The organism is Desulforegula conservatrix Mb1Pa, from assembly GCF_000426225.1.
Taxonomy (GTDB): domain Bacteria; phylum Desulfobacterota; class Desulfobacteria; order Desulfobacterales; family Desulforegulaceae; genus Desulforegula; species Desulforegula conservatrix.
In genome coordinates, this window is record NZ_AUEY01000044.1 from 1 (window position 1) to 23410 (window position 23410).

The window sequence follows — 23410 nt, forward strand, 5'->3', positions numbered from 1 at the left end:
CTGGAAAAGTCAAAACAGAAAATTAACGAGGAAAAAAGTGAGGAAAATGCGCCTTAAATTAGGAAACTGGATCGGGAATTATAACTGTCGCTGACACGGAAAAATAATTGTCGTTGATCAATCTTTGTATTTTCAGATACTTCTGGATTCAGGCCTGGCCGGAATGATGGTAGTTTGACTTTTTGCGATGTTGTCAAAAAATACGGCATGTCTAAATGTGTGCGTATTATGTATCTGCTTGTTTTAATAAAACGATTGATTTAAACGAATGTTTAAAATATGTATGTATCATTCGGAAAAATTATCAAGGAAAGCAGACATGGTGGATAACTCAAAATGCATGGACAATCCGGGCACCAAGGACAGAATTCTTGGTGCGGCCGAAAGGCTTTTTGCAGTCAAAGGGTATCATAATACCTCTTTGAGGGAAATAACATCTACTGCAATGGTAAATCTTGCTTCGGTCAACTATCATTTCGGGTCAAAGGACAAACTCCTCAAGTCAGTTTTTGAACGAAGGCTGATTCCCATGAATGAAATTAGATTCAGGCTTCTTGATGAAATTGACCAAAAATGTAAAGATGAAAACAGGAAGCCTGACGTCAGGGAAATCCTCGCAGCATTTGTTGAGCCGACGCTGAGGCATATGGAGGCGGGTGAAGGCTGGATGGAATTTTCCATGCTTGTGGGAAGGGCACTGAATGATCCTGACAATGTCCAGGCTGACCCTTTTCTTGAGCTTGTAATCCCTCTTTTTGTCAGGATGTTTGATCTTCTTTCCCTTGCCCTTCCCGAGCTTCCCGGCAAAATTCTTCTTTTAAAACTCTATTTTTCAATAGGAGTCGTCCAGCAGACTATATCAGGATGGAAAAGGGTGGACAGATTTGATCATATGCCTGAGATGGAGAAACACTATACATCAGATCTTGACACAATAATTGATACAATCCTTGATTTTATTGAGGCTGGAACAAAATCACACCTTACTTCCTAAGTTTGACAAGATCGCAAAAACTTCAATTACCATCATTCCGGCCAGGCCCGAATCCAGAAGTATCTGAAAATACAAAGATGCCGGATCAAGCCCGGCATGATGACACCGCCCATTTTTGAGTTTTTGCGAGACCATCAAGCTTATTTCAAGTGTTCTTCTTCAATTGGTTCAAGGTGGGTTATTACAGTAACACCTTGGATTGATGCAGATATCTCATCTTCTATGTCTTCCACAAGCTGGTGACCTTTTTGAACCGTCCATGATCCAGGTACAAGAACATGCATTGAGACGAACTTTTTAGTGCCCGCCTGTCTTGTGCATAGCTCGTGGTATTCAACCAGACCGTTTTGGGAGTACTTGCTCATTATATCAGTTATGAGTGCCTGTTCTTCAGGCTGAAGGGCTATATCCATGAGTCCTGATATGGATTTTGAAACCAGCCTGAATCCTGTCAGCAGAATACTCATGGCTACGATTATCGCAACCACAGGGTCAAGCCACAACCACCCGGTTATCTTTACAGCCCCTACTCCTATGAGAACCCCTGCTGAGGTCCAGACATCAGTCATGAGATGCCTAGAATTTGCCTCAAGGGTGATGGAATTGTTTTTTTGACCCGCTTTGCCAAGTATTCTGGCCGCCACGAAGTTTATGGCTGACGCTCCTACTGAGACAGCAAGGCCTATGTCTATTTTTTCAATGGGCCTGGGATTAAAAAGTCTTATCCCTGCGGCATATGCAATGCTTATTGCAGCAACAACTATCAGAGCTCCTTCAAATCCGCTGGAGAAGTATTCCGCTTTTCCATGACCAAAATTATGATCCCTGTCAGGAGGCTTTGAGGCTATTGCGAGCATTGCAAGGGCCATTAATGCACCAGCTAAATTGACAAAGGACTCCAGGGCATCTGACAAAAGACCAACTGAGCCTGTCAGAAAATAGGCTTCGGCCTTCATAAGAATTGTTACCATGGCCGCTGCTATGGACAACCATGCAAATTTTGAAAGATTTTTGGTCAAAGTCATTTAATATTTTCTTTCAGCATCCGGAAATATCACTAATGCATGAAATGGATTTATGATTTCAGTAATTCGGATTACTATACTCATCAATGTAAGAGCTTGAACATTTGAAATGAGTCAGGCCATTTAAATGGCAAGCTTGTTGTTGCATTATTACTGGCAAACCCTTTTCCAAAATTTTTATGGTTTTTTTGCAAGTTGAGAACATATGTTTCTCAAGTAAAAGAATCCATAACCGAAAAGTTTTTGCCAAGCTTTTTTCAAAAAGCGGCCTTTGACCTTTCGTCTAACAGAAGAGTTCAATTCATGACGATGTGAAATATATCAAAGGTCGTTCTTATTCGGTGCGCAAGCATTGCTGCTTGAGCACTCTACGATCATCTTTGTGTCGTCAATTTTGATATGAGCTTGGGTGAAAAGGTTGCGTTAATAAAAAAACTGGGAAATCTACACATATCCATTAGGATTAGTTGACTGCCATTTCCATGAATCCCTTGCCATTTCTTCAAGACCGTATTTTGTTTTCCAGTTGAGCTCGGTTGCTGCAAGGGTGGGGTCCGCAAAACATTCGGCTATGTCACCTGATCTTCGCGCGGCAATCCTGTATGGAATTTTTTTGCCAGTGGCTTTTTCGAATGCCGCGACCATATCAAGAACGCTGTAGCCATTTCCGGTTCCAAGATTGTATGTGAACAGGCCTGATCCTTTGGATAGTTTTTCCAGAGCCTTTACGTGGCCTTCGGCAAGGTCAACGACGTGGATATAGTCCCTTACTCCTGTTCCGTCCTTAGTTGGATAATCATTGCCGAAAACCTGTAATTCCTTGAGTCTTCCTATGGCAACCTGGGTAATATATGGAGTAAGGTTATTGGGTATGCCATTTGGATCTTCGCCTATAAGGCCGCTGGAATGAGCTCCTGTCGGATTGAAGTATCTAAGGATTGCTATGCTCCAGGATGGATCCGACAGATGAAAATCCCTGAGTATTTCCTCAATCATGAGTTTTGTGCGGCCATAAGGGCTCGCTGTCTGGAGCGGGAAATCCTCTCTGATCGGGACGCTCGGAGGAGTTCCGTAAACAGTCGCGGAAGAGCTGAATACAAGGCTCTTTACCCCATTTTTTTTCATGGACTTCATGAGGCAGATGGCGCCGTAAACATTGTTTTCATAGTATTCCAGAGGTTTTTCGGTCGATTCTCCCACTGCCTTGAGCCCTGCAAAATGAATTACAGCGTCTATCTTATTATTTTTAAAAACTGAATCAAGAGCGTCATCGTCCCTTACATCGGCCTTTATGAATTTGGGCATTACCCCTGAAATTTCTTTTATTCTCGCAATGGATGACTCTTTGCTGTTTGAGAAATTGTCAAGTATGATCGTTTCGTAGCCGCCTGCGGATAGGGCTACGCAAGTATGGCTGCCTATGTATCCTGCTCCGCCAGTGACCAGTATTGTGCCTTTTTTCATTATTGTTCCTTATTTTCTATCCTGTAATATGACTTATACCAGCCAACGAAGTCTTTAAGTCCTTTTTCAAGGGGAGTGTAAGGCTTGAATCCGACATCGTTTTCAAGGCTGCTTATATCCGCAAATGTCGAAGGAACATCTCCCGGCTGCATAGGAAGCATGTTTTTGACAGCTGTTTTGCCCAGGGCATCTTCGAGGGTCTTGATGAAATCACCAAGTTCAACCGGATTATTATTGCCGATATTATATAGCTTGAACGGGGCTCCCTTGCTGTCTTCATATGTTATGATCTTGCTTTTGGGGGGCGGGTTGTTCATGACCCTGACCGTTCCTTCGATTATATCATCTATATATGTGAAGTCCCTTTGCATGTGACCATTATTGTAAACATCAATGGACTCGCCATCCAAAATTGCTTTTGTGAATTTGAAATAAGCCATGTCTGGTCTACCCCAGGGGCCGTAGACCGTAAAAAATCTTAGGCCGGTACATGGAAGCTGGTACAGATGGGCATATGTATGTGCCATCAGCTCATTTGCTTTTTTTGTGGCGGCATAAAGAGAAACTGGCTTGTCCGTTCTTTGTTTGATGGAAAAAGGAGTGTCGTCACTGGCTCCGTACACTGAGCTTGATGACGCGAAAACAAGATGTTCGGGAGGTCTTCTCCTGCAGTTTTCCAGAATATTTGCGAAACCCACCAGATTTGTGTCAACGTAGGCTTCTGGATTTGTGAGGGAATATCTGACTCCTGCCTGGGCAGCAAGATTTACGACAATATCAAAAGAAGGTTTTCTGAATATGCGCTCGACTTTTTTTCTGTCCGCGATATCAGTCTTGTAAAAATTGAATTTTCTGTGCTCATGGAGCATATTCAGTCTGGCTTCCTTGAGAGCTGGGTCATAATAGTCATTAATATTATCAACGCCTGTGACCTCATGTCCTTCTTCAAGAAGCCTTCTGGAAAGATAAAAACCAATGAAACCCGCTGCCCCGGTTATCAGGATTCTTTTCTTTTTCATTTACGCGTAAAGCCTTTTAATCATTCTGTTTAAACTTTGGTTCCATTCAGGGATCCGTATTTTGAAACTATTTGAAAATTTTGTGCAGTCAAGAACCGAATTTGCAGGTCTTTTTGCCGGTGTAGGGTATTCTGAAGTGGTTATGGCTTGAATTTTTCTAACCTTGAATTTTTCAAATTTTCTGGCCTCTTCAAAAATGGCTTCGGCGAATCCGTGCCATGTGACTCTACCTGCTCCGCAGAAATGGTAAGTGCCCCATAAATCCGTTCTGCCATCTTTTACGACTGATTCCGCCGCTGTCAGGAGTGCCGCCGCAAGGTCAAAACTGTCTGTGGGGCATCCGGTCTGATCGCTTACCACCCTCAGTTCTTCCCTGTCTTTGCCGAGGGCAAGCATGGTTTTGACGAAGTTTTTACCGTGAGTCCCATATACCCAGGCTGTTCTGACAATTATATGATTCTTGAGGATTGACTGAACCGCCTTTTCACCTTTCAGTTTCGTTGTTCCGTAAACACCTATGGGATCCGGTAGATCATTTTCAGTATACGGATCTTTTTTTGAGCCGTTAAAGACATAGTCGGTCGAAACATGGATAAGATGTGTATTTGTCTTAGCACAGGCTTCTGCAATATACTGAGGGCCTTTTGCGTTGACGTTTTCAGATTTTTCTTGCTCAGTTTCAGCAAGATCAACAGCCGTATATGCAGCAGCGTTGATTACAATATCAAAATGACCATTTGAAATAATATCAGATATTTTTTTCTGATCAGATATATCAAGTTCAGGTATGTCATAGCCCGACATTTCATGCCCACGTTCTGAACCCTGAATCATGAGTTCTGATCCGAGCTGCCCTTTTGATCCTGTTACAAGAATTTTCATTTTTTTCTCCGGTTATTTATGAAAAACCGGCAGGTTTTCTGGTTTGATTTCAGATAGTTTGGGATAATCAGAGTCTTTTTGCGAAAGCACCGGTTTGTTTAGCGGCCATTCAATACCTATTTCAGGATCGGACCAGATTATGCCGCCTTCGTCAGCCGGATTATAGTAATTACTGCACTTGTAATTGAAAAGTGCTGTGTCACTCAGTACGCAGAATGCATGGGCAAAGCCCTCAGGAATGAAAAACTGTCTGTGGTCGTTTTCAGAAAGCTCAATCCCCACCCATTTCCCGAACGTCGGAGAGCCTGGCCTTATGTCAACTGCAACATCATAGACACTCCCTTTGAGAACCTGTACAAGTTTGGCCTGGGGCTGTTTTATCTGAAAATGAAGGCCCCGCAGAACGCCTCTTTCAGAAAAAGAAAGATTGTCCTGGACAAAGTCGCAGCCTATACCCGCATCTCTGTATCTGTCCGCCTGAAAAGTTTCAAGGAAATAGCCCCTCTGATCTCCGAAAACCTTTGGCTCTATGATGAGAACCCCGGGAATATCTGTTTTTATAACATTCATAATCTGTAATACCTGATCTAAATATAATAATATCTTTGTGTTATATACCGGTTTTGAGAAGCCTCATCAGATACTTCCCGTATTCGTTTTTAAGCATGGGTTTTGCAAGTTCTTCGAGCCTTGCCTCATTTATGTATTTCATCCTGAACGCTATTTCCTCTATGCATGCTATTTTAAGCCCCTGTCTTTTTTCAACAGCCTCAATAAAGGCAGATGCCTGATTCAGGGATTCGTGTGTTCCAGTGTCAAGCCATGCAAAGCCACGTCCGAGTTTTTCCACCATGAGTTGGTCTTTTTCAAGGTAGCGCTGGTTTATGTCTGTAATTTCAAGCTCTCCCCTTGGAGAAGGCTTGAGCGATTTTGCGATTTCAACAACCTGGTTGTCATAAAAATAAAGGCCTGTTACAGCGTAATTTGATTCAGGTTTTTCAGGCTTTTCAATTATTCTTGCGGCATTTCCTGATTCATCAAAAGACACGACTCCATATCTTTCAGGATCATTTACCCAATAACCGAAAACCACAGCGCCTTTTTCAAGCGAAGCAGCGCTCTGTAGTTTTTGGGTAAGTCCCTGGCCATAGAAGAGGTTATCTCCAAGAATGAGACAAACATTTTCTTTGTTTATGAAGTCCTCCCCAATTGTGAACGCCTGGGCCAGGCCATCTGGGCTGGGCTGCTCGGCATACGAGAACTCTAATCCCCACTGCTTTCCTGTCTGGAGAAGATCCTTGAATCTTGGCAGATCCGTTGGCGTTGATATGATCAGTATTTCCCTTATGCCAGCCAGCATGAGTACAGAGAGAGGATAGTATATCATTGGCTTGTCATATATGGGCAACAGCTGCTTGCTGACAGCTCTTGTAATCGGATATAGCCTTGTGCCGCTACCTCCTGCGAGGATTATTCCCTTCATAGTCTTGTCCTAAAATTCTGGTAACTGTTTACCCAGGCTTTTTGCCTTTTATGGTTAATTTTCCGTCAAAAATGTCGATTATCTGCCGTCGGGCCGTTTTTTGAAAAAGCTCCGCAAAAATGTTATATTTTATGCCTGTTGCCATCAATGACAAGGTTGCAAAAAATCTGATTTTCGTCGTTCCGGCAAGGCCGGAATCCAGACCTGTCTGAAAATACAAAGATGCAGGATCAAGTCCGGCATGACACTGACACGTTTTTTTGACTTTTTGCGAGACAATCAACAATAATGATGGTCCCAAACGCCGGCATTAAACCATCAGCTTGCCGTAATTGGTTTCAAGCCATTTTCTGTATTCTCCGCTTCGTATTCTTTCTACCCAGTTCAGGTTTGAAAGATACCATTCCACTGTTTTCTTTATGGCCCCTTCAAAGCTGTAAGCAGGTTCCCATCCAAGTTCATCCCTGATTTTGGAGGAATCTATGGCGTATCTGTAATCATGTCCAAGCCTATCTTTGACGAATGTAATCAGATCCCTGTTTTTGCCCTCTGGCCTGCCTAATACCGAATCCAGCATATCGCAGAGGAGTTTGACTATTTCAATGTTTTTTTTCTCTGCTCCTCCGCCTATGTTGTAAGTCTCGCCGGGCGTCCCTTTTTCAAATACGGTTATAAGTGCGTTGCAGTGATCTTCAACGTAGAGCCAGTCCCTGACATTTGTCCCGCTTCCGTAAACAGGCAGAGGTTTTTCCTCAATTATGTTCATGATCATCAGGGGAATCAGTTTTTCAGGAAACTGGTAAGGACCGTAATTATTAGAGCAGTTTGTGATTATTGCCGGGAATCCGTAGGTTCTGTGCCATGCTGCCACAAAATGATCCGAGGATGCTTTTGATGCAGAGTAGGGACTTGAAGGATCATAGGGTGTTGATTCAGTGAATCTGCCTTCATCCCCAAGGCTTCCGTAAACTTCGTCTGTCGAAACATGTATGAATCTGAAATCCGTTTCTACGTCAAGGGCCTTCAGATGTTTTTCCGAAGCCTCAAGAAGTCTGAACGTGCCTTCCACATTTGTTTTGAGGAAGGCAAGCGGTCCATGAATGGATCTGTCGACATGGGATTCTGCGGCAAAATGAAAAACGCCCGCAACAGGTGAGTGCTTTCTGAAAACAGATTCGAGGAATACAGGGTCTATAATATCCCCATTTTCAAAAACATACCTTTTTTCAAGTTCCTTATCCATGTCAGACAGATTTTCAGGATTGCCCGCATATGTCAGGGCATCTATGTTTATTATTCTCCAGTCCTTCTGTTCTGAAAGAGCCTTTCTTATGAAGTTGGAGCCTATGAAGCCGCATCCGCCTGTCACTATTATGTTTTTTAAAGCCATTTTACAGATTGCCTCCGGCGGGTTGTGTTAAATTTAAAAAAGCTCCGCAAAAAACTTTTCGGTTTATTATTTGATGGACTCGCAAAAAGTCAAAAAAGGGCGACGGCGTCATGCCGGACTTGATCCGGAATCCAATATTCTCAGGCATTTCTGGATTCCAGCCTGCGCCGGAATGACGGTAATCGGACTTTTTGCGACATTATCATTATTTTGTTCTTCCATAAACATCTTCAAAACGGGCGATGTCGTCTTCCCCCAGATACGGGCCTGTCTGTACCTCTATCAGTTCGAGCGGAATTCTTCCAGGATTCTCAAGCCTGTGTGTGACGCCAAGAGGAAGGTAGGTCGATTCATCTTCTTTTAAAAGAAAAGATTCATTGTCCTTTGTAACAAGAGCTGTCCCATGCACAACAATCCAGTGTTCGGCCCTGTGATAATGCTTCTGAAGGCTCAGTACTCCGCCGGGTTTGACTGTTATTCTTTTTACCTGAAAGCGGTCAGCAAAGTCTATACTTTCATATGCTCCCCACGGTCTGTAAACTTTTCTGTGTATTGTTGCCTCTGATCTTTTTGAGGATTTCAGCTTTGATACAAGATGTTTGATATCCTGGCTTCTGTCCATGGGAGATACAAGGACTGCGTCAGAGGTTTCCACAATAATATGATTTTCAAGACCAATGGCTGCGACCATTCGCTCTGATGCATGTATATAAGAATTTTTAACATCATGAAGCAGGGTGTCACCGTGGAGCACGTTCATATTGCAGTCTTTTTTGCCCGTCTGCCACAGAGACTGCCATGATCCCAGATCGTTCCAACCTGCTTTTAAAGGAATCATTACTCCTCTGTCTGTCTTTTCCATAACAGCATAGTCAATGGAGTCGCTCGGACATGCCTTGAAAGCTTCGGCATCAAGCCTGAAAAAATCGAGATCAGCCTTGCCGAGTTTTACTGCTGTTTCGCACTGCTTAATCATTTCTGGAGCATATTTTGAGAGCTCTTCAATATAAGTCCCGGCCCTGAACATGAACATGCCGCTGTTCCAGTAATACTCTCCAGATTCCACATATTTTTTTGCGGTTTCAAGATCAGGCTTTTCTACAAAACTGTCTATAAGAAAGGCTTCTGTTTTTTCATTTATGTCATCTGAGCAGCAGGCTTTTCCTTTTTTTATATATCCGTATCCTGTCTCAGGAGATTCAGGAACAATTCCGAATGTTATCATGACATTGTTTGTTGCAATTTTTGCAGCTGTATTCATGGCTTTTGCAAATGCCTCGGAATTTTCTATGTGATGATCCGCAGGCATGACAAGAAGGACTGCGTCATGATCGGAACGAAAAGCATGGAACGCGGCAACTGCAACTGCTGGTGCGGTGTTTCTGCCCGCAGGCTCAAGAATGATTGTCGGAGTTTGGGTGCCGATCTGTCTGATCTGTTCTGCGACCATGAATCTGTGATCTTCGTTACATATTATTATGGGCGAACCTTTTTTTTCGACACCATTAAGTCTGGTCAATGTGTTCTGGAGCATTGTGTCTTCGTTAACAAGATTGATAAGCTGCTTAGGATAAAGCTCTCTGGATAATGGCCATAGTCTTGTGCCTGAGCCGCCTGCAAGAATTACTGATATTATCATTCGTTTATAGTCTCCTGAAATAAACTCAGGCCTTTTAAAGGCCTGTTTCTACGATAAATAAAGATAAGAATAATCTAAGTAAGGTGGGCAAAAGAATTAATGTTGCTCAATTTTTTTTGAGGTAATCATTAATCAAGTTCTGGAACTGTTGCCCAGAAATCATATTTAATATTTGAAGAACAAATTACTCTTTCCAAAGATCTACATCTATAAGACCAAGTCTTGCTGCGTATCTGACAAGTTCCATTGTGCTGTGTATGTCAAGCTTCTTCATGATATTTGCCCTGTGATTTTCAACTGTTTTAGGGCTGATGCAAAGTTTATCAGCGATTTCCTTAGGAGTCGAACCTTCTGCCAGAAGCCTCATTACCTCCTGTTCCCTTGGAGTTAGGGAACCATATTCGCTGTCAGCTATTTTAGCTTCCTTGACAGGGAACTGGAGCAGTTTTTCAACAACCTGATGCGATACTGAGCTGTCAAGAAAATAATCACCTTTAAGAACACAGTCTATTCCATGCAGAAGTCTGTCAGATGCCGAGTCCTTGGCGACATATCCAAGAGCTCCTGCCTGAAACGCTTCGGCAATATAATCAATCTTTGAATGCATGCTGACTATCATGATTTTGATTTTCGGGAGCTGATCTATCATTTCCTGGGTTACCTGAATACCGTTCAGGTCAGGAAGGGATATGTCTATTACTGCAAGGTCAGGCTTCAGCTCCCTTGCCATTTTTATACCCTGTCTGCCTGTTCCTGCCTCGCCAATTACCTTATACCGCGTATCTCTTTCAATTATTGCCTTCAGGCCTTCCCTGAAAAGAGGGTGGTCATCTATGATCATGATTTTTTTATGGTTATTCTGATGGTTCAATTATTTTTTCTCCGAATCATGAATACAGCTGTAATTGTTTAGGATTATCCGGTTTCGCAATTAAATCGCTTCTGATAACGCTCAAGATTATACTTTTGAAGGTTACTATTAATTAAAGCTATACATCGTGTCAATCCATAAAAAAATCAATAAAAACTTAAATTTTTTTCTGGGGAAACCCGGGAGAACACGGGATAGATCCTTAGATTAAAAGAATCGAGTCCCTTTAAGATCCGGGATTTATGGAATAACGGAAAAACAAATAAATTTTACTAGTTAGAGATCTGTAAATCCTTGATGGCCGGTTGTTTGTAGAAGAATTATGCTTATTTATTTATTTGAAACCATCTTAAAACATGCGGGATCTGCCTGTCTGACCTTAAGTCCAGGAGATTACCCTATGAAAATGATGCAATTTACTTATAGACATAAAAGACAAATGAAAAATATATAGCTAATCATAAAACAATGATTTTCTTGTTTGATTTTCTCAAGTCTATCTATTATGAGTCCGATTACTATAAAAAAAAGAAATATGGGAGGTCTTATGCTTGCACACACTGAAAACAGTACGGACGTATGCGCTACCCTTTTGTGGGAAATGTCTTCAAGGGGAATAAAATCTTCTGAAATAAGCAATCTTGTAAAAGATGTATACAAGCTTGTGGAAGATGGCGGTTCATTCACGCTTGAATGGATAAATGAAAGGCTTGCTGAAAGAGGCTGGAAATATCAGATAGATGATTTCTGCTTTGAACTTATACTTGCTCTTTTTGAAAACGAGCTGGATTACTCTGTAAATACTCATACCATACATTAATAGCAGTCGCTTACTTTGGAATAGATGCGTACTTGGAATATCTTATAGATACGTCTGATAAACCTCTGCTTTTTCTGCATTACAAGTCTTCGTAAGTATTTCTTGTTTCACATTCTTATTGCTTTATTTTATTAAAGATATCCCGGATGTTTTAAAGTAATTAAATAGTAAGCCCCCCTCCCAAGTATTACAATTCGACTTTGCAGGAAAGCTGCTATCATGGATCTCCTGCATTTTTTATTTCATATGACACAAAATCCTCAGCCTTGTATTTACCGCCAGTACTGTTTTGTGTTATGAGAGTCATCTAATATTGATGGTCTCGCAAAAAGTCCTACAATGTTTAGGGGCTGTTTTTTTTAATTTAAGCATAAACAATTAGGAATGAATTACGGATTATGCGTTCCGGAATAGGATACGACGTACACAGGCTTGTTGAAGGACGAAAACTTATACTTGGTGGGGTTGACATACCATTTGAGAAGGGTCTTCTTGGGCATTCTGATGCCGACGTGCTTACCCACGCCATATGCGATGCCCTCCTCGGAGCAGCCGGACTTGGTGATATAGGCCAGCATTTTCCTGACAATGATAATTCCTATAAAGATATTCTAAGCCTTGTTCTGCTTGAGAAAACAGTCGCCCTGGTTTCAGGGAGAGGATTTGAAATATCTAATATAGACGCCACAATTTTTGCTGAAAAGCCAAAGCTTGCGCCTTATCGAGATCAGATGGCGTCAAATATTGCTGAATATGCAGGTATTGATCCTTCCCAGGTTAATATCAAGGCCACCACCACAGAAGGACTCGGAATGTTCGGAAAAGGTGAGGGGATGGGGGCAATGGCCATTGCCCTTGTATTGAAGAAACCAAATATTGCATTATAATGATTCATTGCTGTCTGTGCGGCATGGAATGAAAATAATAAAAGATTTTATCTTTATATTGACAGGACAATAAAATGACGCTTCGCGTGTACAATACCCTAACCCGTAAAAAGGAAGAATTTCAACCCATAACACCAGGGAAAGTCCGCATGTACGTGTGCGGGCCTACTGTCTATGATTACTGTCATATTGGTCATGCCAGGTCTGTGGTGGTTTTTGACGTGGTTGCCAGATATTTCAGGGAAAAGGGGCTTGAAGTCACATATGTGAGGAATTTCACCGATGTTGACGACAAAATCATAAATAAGGCCAATGCCACAGGCATGACCTCGGAGCAGGTCGCCGAGAAATTCATAGAAGAGTTTTACAAGGACATGGGCGCCATAGGTATTGAGAAGGCTGATATAGAGCCGCGTGCCACCGAGCATATTGATGACATCATAAATGTTGTGAAGATACTCATAGAAAAGGGACATGCCTATGAGCTTGAAGGAGATGTCTATTTTGAAGTGAGCACCTTTGAATCATACGGTAAACTTTCCGGAAGAAAACTCGAGGACATGGAAGCGGGCGCAAGGGTTGGAATCGACGAGAGAAAAAGAAGCCCGCATGATTTTGCTCTCTGGAAATCCGCAAAACCAGGAGAGCCTTTATGGGAAAGCCCGTGGGGCAAAGGAAGGCCTGGATGGCATATTGAATGCTCTGCCATGAGCAAGGCTTTTCTGGGTGAAAGTTTCGATATTCACGGTGGCGGCAAGGATCTTGTCTTTCCTCACCATGAGAACGAGATTGCGCAGTCAGAAGCAGCTTTTGGAGTATCATTCGCCAAATACTGGATGCACAATGGTTTTGTGAATATCAACTCTGAAAAGATGTCCAAGTCCCTTGGGAATTTTCTCATGATAAAGGATGTCCTTAAAAGCTGTCATCCAGAGGCCTTGAGGGTTTTCCTTCTTTCGAGCCATTACAGGAATCCTGTTGATTATACCCACCAGTATATCGAGGAATCAGAGTCGGGTCTTGAAAAAATATACGCTCTTCTTCTCAGGATAGAAGAATCGGGAATCACCCCGGAACCCTATGGGGATCTGTGGGAAAGATTTTGTGAGTCCATGGATGATGATTTCAATACTGCAAAAGCCATCGGCTTTATCTTCGATTCCGTAAGAAACACAAACAGAATTCTTGATAAAGGCGAACTTGACGATGCGGATAAAAAGGCTGTTGCTGGTGAATTCGAAGCCCTTAAAAAAATAGGCAGAATACTTGGTCTTTTCAACGAATCTCCGGCAGAGTTCCTGAACAAGAAAAAGAGCAGAGCAATTGAGTCCGGGAATATAGACGCAGAAGAGATCGAAAAGCTCATTGTGGAAAGACGGGAATCAAGAAAAGCCAAAAACTTTGCAAGAGCAGACGAGATCAGAAAAATTCTCAAAGATCAGAATATCGTGCTTGAAGATAAACCTGACGGAACAACAATATGGAAGATTGAATAAATGTTTTAGACATATTGGTATAATTGATGAAGACGAGCCATTGGCTCGTCTTCGTATTTATGGGCTTTGAAATAATTCGTCAGGAAAGAGTTTTTCAGATCTTTTCCAAAAAAATTTATAGGAGGGATGCGCTGACATCCCTCCTTTTTTACCTGAAATTTAATCAGGCGTTATTTATGTTTCGCTTTCCTGTATGCCGCAGATATTAGGACTACAATCGATGCTATTATCCAGAAAAAATCTGCCCGATAGAATTCTGTTACAGAGCTAATGAAACAGGAACTTCCTCCTGATTTTCCAGAAACAGGTTTATCCGTAGGATTTGATGCAGCAAGTTTTGGCATCGCAGCTTTATGTATGATAATGCCGTTTGAGCATCCGTCTTCGTCTCCATATCCACCGTCCCTGAATTTAAGGGATACTGATTTCCCGTCTTCAGCAAATGCAGTGTGAGCTGAATAATCAGACCATCCGGTTGTTATGTCATACGAATGCCATCCCGAAGCTTTGTCCAACGCCTGGGAAGAGTACAGGATCGCTTCTGCTGTCGCTCCTGGAGTTTTCACTGTTATTCTGATGTCCACAAGCCCGAGAGGAAGTTCGGATGGCGCATTATCTTTACCAGAAATCCCATCAGCGGTCATGGCAATGAGCGAGTCAACAGAAAAGACATTCTCGGATGATTTAACAGCAATATTTACGTCACCCAATGCTGTTCTGGTGCAGAGAATTCCAATCTGGCCCTGATCGTTGACACCGTTTTTGTCAAGATCTGTCTGCGTGTTTATTTCAAATGAATCGGCGACACCGTCATTGTCTGCGTCATCTGGGCTAACAGCCGATGTGGTGAATTTATAAGGAGAAGACCACATAGTAGCTGTTTCTTGATCATCAATAAACCTAACCCTCCAGAAATATGTCTTGCCAGCGATAAGGGATAGTTTCGGAATATTCAGAGACGTCAGGTATTTTGAACTCGTGAGCACAAATACCTGATCGAATGTATCAAAACCGGCTGTGTTGCTGACCTGCCATTCTGTCTTTTGATGGTTTCCGAATCCTGAAACGCTGCCCGGGGCATTAACTTTTAGGGCAGGAGTAAGAGATGCTGATGTAGCAGCGTTTTCAGGGGACACAAGCTCAGGAGCAAATGCATTTTCTGTGTCGTTTTCCCTGTTTATGATCGTCACATCTGAAGGATCGATCCCACTATATCCTGGATCGCCTGAAACAGCCGCTGCCAGAACAATATAATATGTCTGGTTCCCGTCAACGATTTCGTCATCTATTCCTTTGACTGTAACTGTTTGGGCGATGTTCCAGTTTTCAGAAGTAAATATGAGGCTTTCAGATGAAACTGTTCCTTCACTCAGATCAGAACTGCTTAAAGGAATGATCACATTTGAAGAAGGACTTGAGTCGAGAACTACCGTAAATGTTGCAGTTGAGCCATTTTCGGATGTGTCTCCGCTTGCGTTGCTTACAATTATTCTTCCCTGAACAGGAGGAACATTGACCCTTAATACGGCAGCGTATGCCGATATCAGGTCAGTGCTTATCTTAATGGCGCTGTTGCCTGTTTTTGTGGATGGGGAAGATTTCCACTGACTTGAAGAATAATCATATGCCAAGGCAATAAGATTATCTCTGCTGTAGCCATCAGGAATTCTTGCAGCATCATATGGTATTGAAATATCTATGGACGAACTGCTTTTTGCTCCGCTTTCGGACAGAACCATGCCGCCGACTATAATATACTCATCAGGTATTGCCGGAATGGAAGTGGCTGTTGATCTGTTTGCAGATCTGTTTCTTATTGCCCAGCCGTTATTCTGGGCATAGGAAAGAAGAAGCTGAGGAGTCAGAGCAAGATTGTCCGATGCAAAGGAATCTGGATTTGGGAACACTACATCCTCTGGTATGGTTATCACGCAAGATATTCCTGACTCATCCAAGAAACGGACAATTCCTGTCAGTCTTCCTGATCCAGAACCTGGTGAAGCGTTAAACTTTATGATGGTATTGCTGCCAAAAGTGACGTTGTTCAGAGTTCCGTTATTTATGATGCTACCGCTTATCTGGCCTCCTGAAATGACAGCATCATCGCTTATTGTTACTGCGTAGGTCGGATTTTCTGTTAATCCATCTGGTGCAGTGCCGGAAATTATACCGTTATTTGTAATCGCTCCGGAAAGTGTTCCGCCAAAAATATGGCCTTGAATGTTTGAGCCTGAAACAATGCCGCCTTTGTTGTCAAGAGCCGTGTCTGTGGTAAAAATTACATTGTTAAGCAGGCCAGTATTTGATGAATTTCCTGATACTGTTCCTCCGGTCACCGTTCCATGATTTGTGAGGTCTGACAGAGTTGCGTTGTTATTCACAGTTCCGCCGTCATTAATTATCACACCAGTGTGATCCGAATTGTTTGGCAGAATGGTGCCTGGAGGAATTATCTGGGTGTTGTGGTTCACCTCTGGATTCTGCGTAGGTGGTGTCGGAGGTGGAGGAGGGGGTTGTGGTGATGGCGTGTCATTGTCTGTGTTTGTGACAGATATATCATTAGGGTTAATGCCGCTGTATTTCGGATCTGTGCTTACGGCAGCAGAAGTAATAATTTGGTAAGATTTGCCTCCATCAACAATCGAATCATCAACACCTGTAACTGTCACGGTTTGGGGAGTATTCCAGTTAGCTGCTGTAAATACGAGGCTTGATGGCGATACTGTGCCTTCCGATGTATTGCTTGATGCAAGATTGATCGTAACGTCGGCAGTTGGGACGCAGTCGAGAACAACTGTGAATGTTGCCGTTCCTCCGGCTTCTGTTGTCGTGAGACCGCTTGTGGGCGTGACAAGTATTCCGCATAAACCTGAACCTGAAATAGCGAAGGCGTAAGGATTTGTTGCGGAGTTATTTGCTATGTTTATTGTGGCGGTTTTTGTACCAGATCCTGCTGGATCGAATGTCACAGTAAAAGTGGTTTCTCCGTTGGTTGCAGAAACAGGTGAGGATGGCTGACTTGAAACAGTGAATTCGGCAGCATTCGGCCCGGAAATTCCGACTTTTGGCGTTCCTGAAATATCTATAGCCGCTGATCCTGTGTTTTTGATCGTGAAGGTTCTTTGAACAGTTCCGCCTGTGACCGCGATGGCTCCGAAATCAGTATGGTCTGCGGACGATGGGGTGGCATCTCCGCTTGCAATGGCTGTTGAATTGCCCTCAATGCTCATCAGAGGCGCTGCTGTTCCTGTTCCCTGAATCGAGAAGTTGTAAGGATTCTCGTCAGAGTCGTCATTTGCGATGCTGATCGTGGCGATTCTTGTGCCTGTTGCCGATGGATCGAACCTGACTGTGAAGGTTGTCGTTCCGCTTGATGCCACTGTCGATGCAGCCTGGCTTGTGACAGAAAAGTCTGAGCCGCTTATTGATACGACGGGTGTTCCTGAGAGATTAAGTGCCGTTCCCCCTGTGTTTTCTATGGTGAAGGTTCGGTCTATCGCTCCTGTTGCTATGTCTGCGCTTCCGAAATCTGTATGATCACCGGATGAAGGCGTTGTATCTCCATCTGCTATCGATAAGTTATTACCCTTTAAATTTATCTCTGGTCCGGTGGTTCCTGTCCCCTGAATCGAGAAGTTGTAAGGATTCTCGTCAGAGTCGTCATTTGCGATGCTGATCGTGGCGGTTCTTGTTCCTGTTGAAGAAGGATTGAATCTTACTGTGAAGCTTGAAGTCCCGTTTGAGGCAACAGGCGATGATGGCTGAGCTGTGACCGTAAAGTCTGCTTGATTGGCTCCGCTTATTGCAACTCTTGGAGTTCCGATTAAATTAAGGTCTGCGCTTCCTGTATTTTCTATTGTGAAGGTTCGATCTATTGTTCCTGTTGCTATGTCCGCACTTCCGAAATCTGTATTATCCCCGGATGAAGGAGTGGTATCACCGTCTGTTATTGATGTGTTATTGCCCTTAACGTTCATCTCCGGAGCTGACGTACCTGTTCCCTGAATCGAGAAGTTGTAAGGATTTTCGTCAGAGTCGTTATTTGCTATGCTGATTTCTGCTGTTTTAGCTCCGAGTGATGAAGGATCGAAAGTAACCTGGAAAGTCAGCGATCCTGAGGCTGATATTGCTGACGATGATGGCTGGGTTGTTACGTTGAACTGATCTTGGTTTGCTCCGCTAATTGTTACTCTTGGCGTCCCGCTTAAATTTAAAACATCTGTTCCTGTATTCTTTATTGTAAATGTTCTTACTACTGTGCCAGCTAATATATCAGCATTCCCAAAGTCCGAGTGATCCCCTGCAGATGGCGATGCATTTCCATCTGCTATCTCTATGGCATTTCCTTCCACACTCATTTCAGGTGAAAGAGCTTTCACTGTTACAGATTGTTGTGCCGCTAATCCATTTCCATCAGTTATTATAATATTTATGGTTTGGTTGCCGGGATCTTTTTCAGGCGAATATTTTAAATTTCTTAATAGAGTCTGAACTCTTTGCGGAGTGGCGTTGGTATTAAAAAAAATTTTTAATTCCTGCCCAGAATTACCAGTTAATAATTGATCAACGACTCCTATATCTTGTTCATCCACCCTAATAGATTCACCGCTGCTTATTATGGCATCTGGACCAGACTTTACATTTGTTCCATCAAAAAGAAAACTGCCCTGGGGTCCTTGTGGATTAGTGGTTTGGAGTCTTCCTGGCCAAAAAGTAGGTGAATCCGGATCTGTTAATACCGCATTCTGACCGACATCCAAATACCCGGACCCGCCTATTGAAATTGAAGGGTTATCGGCATTCAGGTTTGTTATTACAGGTGCTTCGTTTACGTTATTTATGGTAATCGTGAAAGCCTTGTCAAATGTCAGGCTTCCCTGATCTGTTGAACGTACACGCACAGAATAGCTGCTTTTTGTTTCATAGTCAGGACTGTTTGTTATCCGCAGACTGCTTCCGCTTGTATTGAACGAAGCATTGTCAGTATCGCCTGCGCCTGTTACCAAACTATATGTGAAAGTATTGCCTGCATCAGTATCAGTGGAGCTTAATGTTCCCACCGTTGTGTTTCCTGCAACATTCTCGTTTACAGAACTTGCAGAGAGGGAAATATCTGTCGGAGTCTCATTTAAATTGTTTATTGTGATCGTGAATGATTTTTCATAGGTCTGGTTTCCCTGATCAGTAGTTCTGACACGAACGGAATAGCTGTTTTTTGTTTCATAATTAGGACTGCTTGTTATCCGCAGACTGCTTCCGTTTATATTGAACGAAGCATTGTCCGTATCACCGGCACCCGCAACCAGAGTATACGTGAAGGTATTGCCTGCATCCGGATCTGTGGAAGCAAGCGTTCCTACTGCGGTATTTCCAGCAATATTCTCGTTTACAGAACTTGCAGAGAGGGAAATATCTGTCGGAGCCTCATTCAGATTGTTTATTGTGATTGTGAGTGATTTTTCATAGGTCAGGGTTCCCTGATCAGTAGTTCTGACACGAACGGAATAGCTGTTTTTTGTTTCATAATCAGGACTGCTTGTTATCCGCAGACTGCTTCCGTTTATATTGAACGAAGCATTGTCCGTATCACCGGCACCCGCCACTAACTCATAAGTGAAGGTATTTCCGACATCAGGATCACTCGTAGATAAAGTTCCTACTGCTGTATTGCCTGCTACATTTTCATTTACAGAACTTGCAGATAAAGAAACATCGGTTGGTGCATTATTTACAGTTAAAGTTTTAAAGCTAACCTGGTCTCCGTAACTTGTGCCTGAGGTATTAGTTGCATAAGCACGTACATAATAAGTGGTGTTTGCACTTAATCCGGTCATTGAACCAGTAAAAGCACCTGTTGCAGAAGCTGTCCCTTTATCGGTCTTGCTATCAGCAGTAGTTGGGGTTCCTGTTGTATTCCAACAAACACCGTGGGCTGTTGGATTAGGTGTACCTAAAGAGGTAATGTTTCCATTTCCGGTTGCTGTTGCCGAAGTTATTGATGATACGGCTTGAGTCGTTACGGTGGGGGTAAGCGTTATAACAGTATAAGTATTTGGATATAAAAGCGTTGGCGCTGTACCCGATGCCAATGTTGTCCAGTTAGCGGAATTCGCGACCCTTGATCTCCAATCTGCAGCGGTTGCAGCTGTAGTTGGCCCACTATAATAACCATCATCAACAGTAAGGTCTGTTCCTGATCCTAAATCCGGAAAATAAAGAGCATTTGTCCCATTTGTTAAGCCTGATGGTAAATTTGACCAATAATAGTTCGCATAGCTGCCTTGCCCCCATTGGCCTGTATGATGTCCCCAAATAAATATAGGGGAAGTGAACGAACCTTGAAATACAAGCAATCCATCATGGCCTGTATTCAGAGAATTAAATGAATAAATAAAATTGGGAGGATTCGTCTGACCATTCAGAATATAATTATATGTACATTCACTATTTGCAGTAAAAGAATTTCCTCCAATATTAGCCGTATCTTGTCGGATTAGTTTACCGGCTGTAATTGTTTCTGGAGCCGTATAAGTAATTACATTTCCACCACCACTCGGGGGATTACCGTCTTCATAAGGATGAAAAGCAGTCCCATCCCACCCATAATCAGTAAAATTGATCTGAGTACCTGGATCTAAATCTACCAATGGCATAAATGTAAAACCATCAGTACCATTCCCATTAAATTCCAGTATTACCACATCACCAGGATTCAGTGTGGTTTGTGCCATACCCATCGTCGGGAACAGGCACATCAGAATCAACGAAAGCATCACCCCTGTCATCAATAGTTTTCTTGTTTTATTCATATGTCTTTCCTTTGCTAAAGATTGTAGGAACTTGATGATGTAAGTACGACATCGTTAACCCTTGTGATCTATGATTACCATACTTTATAATTATCCAGAGATTGACCACAGATTGAAAAAATAAAAAAGTGAAAAAAATATCCCCCATTTAATCTCCTTTCAGGAGGAATAAAGGGGGGATATTAATTCTGTTGTAAATACTGACCCATCACTTATTGACTTATTGATTGTCATTCATTTTAAAGTAATTATGACCTGAATATCAAAGATTCGTTTAATCCTTGATCTGACATTATATTCTTTTGATCATCATGAGACTTCGATTTATCGCCTTCTTCTAAACGATAGTATTCACATGCCTCAAATCTGCCCCCGCAGAATTCAACTATCTTTGATATCCAGATGCTCTGCGATCTGAGACAATAGCATTCAGGTAAAGGATTTATTAATAAAGGGCATTGTCTGTTTTTATTTACATTCATACGCGCATGTATAGCAATTATTGTGCCACTGATAATCTTGGCGGTGGATTGTTATATATGCTAATTAGTTGCGGAAAAATGCGTGGTTTTCAGCCTGGAGGATATTCTGAATTAGTTGTAACATGTTACAGAGTGTAATGTTACAATGTGTAATATGTTACAAGCTATGTCTTTATATTCATGGTCAGATTCAACATACCTTCCATGACCAAAACCAGAGAGTTTTTGGGGTGTTTTTTTCAAAAAGCGACTTGCCGATGGCATTGTCTGTTGTTTTGAAATAACCTTTTTTAAAACAGCTTATCAGGTCAATTGTTATAAAATAAAGCATTGGAGAATTGATCGAAGATTAGGAAGATTAGAAGAATAACCTCACTCTATTCCGGCATCCTTGAGTTTTCTGTAGAGTGTCTGGCGGCTTATTCCGAGTATTCTCGCTGTTTCGGCCTTATTCCATTTTGTTTCTTTCATGGCAGTCAGAAGTGCTTCAGCTTCGGAATTGTTTTTTTGATCCGATCTTGAGGAATTCTCCGAAGCAGATGGCCTTGCAAAATCATCAGGAAGATCTCCAGACGTAATAATAGAGTTACGGCAGATTATAGACGCATGCTCAATGATATGGCGAAGCTCCCTTATATTGCCGGGCCATGGGTACTCCATAAAAAGCTTAATGACATCTGATGAAACATCTTCAATTTTTTTATTAAACTCTAAACAAAATTCTTTGAGGAAAAAATCTGTCAGGAGTGGAATGTCTTCTCTTCGATCCTTCAAAGATGGAAGTCTTATTTCAACGACTTTCAGCCTGTAATAAAGATCTTCCCTGAATGTTCCTTGAGCGACAAGTTCTTTAAGATCTCGGTTGGTGGCAGCAATGATCCTTACATCTACTTTTATTGGTTGTGAGTCTCCAACCTTTTCAAATTCCTTTTCCTGAAGTACGCGAAGGAGTTTTTGCTGAAGAGTAGGGGATATGTCACCGATTTCATCTAAGAAAAGGGTACCTTCGTCAGCTTTTTCAAATCTTCCAGCTCTGTCGGTATTAGCGCCTGTAAAGGCCCCTTTAATGTGGCCAAAAAGTTCGCTTTCAAGAACTGATTCAGAAAGCGCAGAACAGTTGACCTTTACAATGGGCTTGTCGCGCCTGATACCTGAAAAGTGAAGAGCCTCTGCAACCAGTTCCTTTCCGGTTCCACTTTCCCCAGTTATGAGTACAGTGCTTCTGATGTCAGAAAGGCTCTCTATAAGAGAATAAATTTTCTGCATAGGAGAGCTTTTGCCTATGATGGCTTTTCTGAAATCCCTGCGGCGGTTAAGATCCTTCTCAAGGACGCTGATTCTTGTTTCATCGCTTATTGCGATTACTGCTCCATTGCTTTCATTATGGCCATTTTTGAATGGAGATACTTTTAGCGTGTAGACAGAGCTGTGTTTCGGACATTCGTATTTGTAGACAGAAGCTGTCTTTCCAGTAGTTATTGATTCCTGAACAGTATTGATAAGTCTGCGCCTGCATTCTTCTGAACAGAGATTTTTATGTGCATCGCCTTCCTGATGATCCAGTTTTTGACCGACTGACGTATTAGAAAACATGCAGAATTTTACGGCGGACTGATTCAGGTCTGTTATCGTCAGATGCTTGTCAACTGAGAGCATGGCGTCTGAAACACTCTGGAATATGGCTTCAATATTTCTGCGGTAACGTAATGCCTCTCTGCTTATGGAATTATGTCTTATGGCTCCACGCGTGACATGAAGAAGTATATCAAGTTCCACAGGCTTGCAGAGATAATCATATCCTCCCTGTCTTACAGCCTCGGCAGCGCTGTTTACAGTCGGAAAGCCAGTGATGATGACTATGGGTGTAGTAATTCCTCTGGTCTTGCATTCTGCGAGGAAATCCACGCCGGTTTCCTTTCCGGACAGATTGATGTCTGTGAAAATAACATCGTATTCAGTCTTGCTGGTTAATGTGACTGCTTCCCGAAATTCACAGGCAGTATCGACAGAATATCCATTTTTTGAAAGAAAGCGGCGGAATGTTTCTCTCAGACTTGCATCATCTTCAATGATGAGGATTCTCTGAATCATTATTATACCTTGGGCTGTATATGTCTGTTTTATAACTGTAAAACTACGATAGTATCCA

General features: G+C 42.4%; 15 protein-coding genes. 4 read left to right on the plus strand and 11 right to left on the minus strand.

Going from position 1 to position 23410, the window contains the following annotated elements:
• The first annotated feature begins 319 nt into the window (after positions 1-319).
• Entirely contained in the window at positions 320-994 is a 675-nt protein-coding gene (locus K245_RS24665; RefSeq protein WP_051284161.1) for a TetR/AcrR family transcriptional regulator, read from the plus strand.
• A gap of 140 nt (positions 995-1134) precedes the next feature.
• Here the strand turns inward: K245_RS24665 and K245_RS0114385 are convergent, their stop codons facing one another.
• The 9 genes from K245_RS0114385 to K245_RS0114435 form a co-directional block, all read right to left on the minus strand.
• A complete protein-coding gene (locus K245_RS0114385; protein WP_027359808.1) occupies positions 1135-2019 on the minus strand; it encodes a cation diffusion facilitator family transporter in 885 nt (294 codons plus the stop codon).
• A gap of 444 nt (positions 2020-2463) precedes the next feature.
• Complete coding sequence (gene galE / locus K245_RS0114390; protein WP_035277354.1) at positions 2464-3483, minus strand: UDP-glucose 4-epimerase GalE; 1020 nt, start codon at positions 3481-3483, stop codon at positions 2464-2466.
• Entirely contained in the window at positions 3483-4502 is a 1020-nt protein-coding gene (locus K245_RS0114395) for an NAD-dependent epimerase (RefSeq protein ID WP_027359810.1), read from the minus strand. Before K245_RS0114395 ends, galE begins: the two co-directional genes overlap by 1 nt.
• Positions 4503-5384 carry a dTDP-4-dehydrorhamnose reductase gene (gene rfbD / locus K245_RS0114400; protein ID WP_027359811.1) on the minus strand — a complete coding sequence of 294 codons (882 nt, stop codon included), beginning with the start codon at positions 5382-5384 and terminating at the stop codon, positions 4503-4505. It abuts the gene before it with no gap.
• A gap of 12 nt (positions 5385-5396) precedes the next feature.
• Positions 5397-5954 (minus strand): dTDP-4-dehydrorhamnose 3,5-epimerase, encoded by a 558-nt coding sequence (rfbC, locus tag K245_RS0114405; protein ID WP_027359812.1) that lies wholly within the window; start codon positions 5952-5954, stop codon positions 5397-5399.
• Between the two features lie 40 nt (positions 5955-5994).
• On the minus strand, positions 5995-6867 hold the full coding sequence (rfbA, locus tag K245_RS0114410) for a glucose-1-phosphate thymidylyltransferase RfbA (RefSeq protein WP_027359813.1): 873 nt from the start codon (positions 6865-6867) through the stop codon (positions 5995-5997).
• Between the two features lie 310 nt (positions 6868-7177).
• Positions 7178-8257 (minus strand): dTDP-glucose 4,6-dehydratase, encoded by a 1080-nt coding sequence (gene rfbB / locus K245_RS0114420; RefSeq protein ID WP_027359815.1) that lies wholly within the window; start codon positions 8255-8257, stop codon positions 7178-7180.
• A gap of 205 nt (positions 8258-8462) precedes the next feature.
• Positions 8463-9896 (minus strand): mannose-1-phosphate guanylyltransferase/mannose-6-phosphate isomerase, encoded by a 1434-nt coding sequence (locus tag K245_RS0114430; RefSeq protein WP_027359816.1) that lies wholly within the window; start codon positions 9894-9896, stop codon positions 8463-8465.
• Positions 9897-10080: 184 nt separating this feature from the next.
• Positions 10081-10767 (minus strand): response regulator, encoded by a 687-nt coding sequence (locus K245_RS0114435; RefSeq protein ID WP_027359817.1) that lies wholly within the window; start codon positions 10765-10767, stop codon positions 10081-10083.
• Between the two features lie 547 nt (positions 10768-11314).
• Here K245_RS0114435 and K245_RS0114440 point away from each other — a divergent pair.
• The 3 genes from K245_RS0114440 to cysS all read left to right on the plus strand — a co-directional run bounded on the left by K245_RS0114440 (position 11315) and on the right by cysS (position 13970).
• A complete protein-coding gene (locus tag K245_RS0114440; protein ID WP_027359818.1) occupies positions 11315-11587 on the plus strand; it encodes a hypothetical protein in 273 nt (90 codons plus the stop codon).
• Between the two features lie 398 nt (positions 11588-11985).
• Positions 11986-12474 carry a 2-C-methyl-D-erythritol 2,4-cyclodiphosphate synthase gene (gene ispF, locus K245_RS0114455; RefSeq protein ID WP_027359819.1) on the plus strand — a complete coding sequence of 163 codons (489 nt, stop codon included), beginning with the start codon at positions 11986-11988 and terminating at the stop codon, positions 12472-12474.
• A 74-nt stretch (positions 12475-12548) separates the two neighbouring features.
• On the plus strand, positions 12549-13970 hold the full coding sequence (gene cysS, locus K245_RS0114460; RefSeq protein ID WP_027359820.1) for a cysteine--tRNA ligase: 1422 nt from the start codon (positions 12549-12551) through the stop codon (positions 13968-13970).
• Between the two features lie 170 nt (positions 13971-14140).
• Here cysS and K245_RS26765 read toward each other — a convergent pair whose 3' ends face one another.
• Positions 14141-20779, minus strand: coding sequence for a beta strand repeat-containing protein (locus K245_RS26765; protein ID WP_051284162.1), 6639 nt, complete (start codon positions 20777-20779; stop codon positions 14141-14143).
• An 854-nt stretch (positions 20780-21633) separates the two neighbouring features.
• A complete protein-coding gene (locus K245_RS0114480) occupies positions 21634-23352 on the minus strand; it encodes a sigma-54-dependent transcriptional regulator (protein ID WP_027359821.1) in 1719 nt (572 codons plus the stop codon).
• Positions 23353-23410 lie beyond the last annotated feature (58 nt).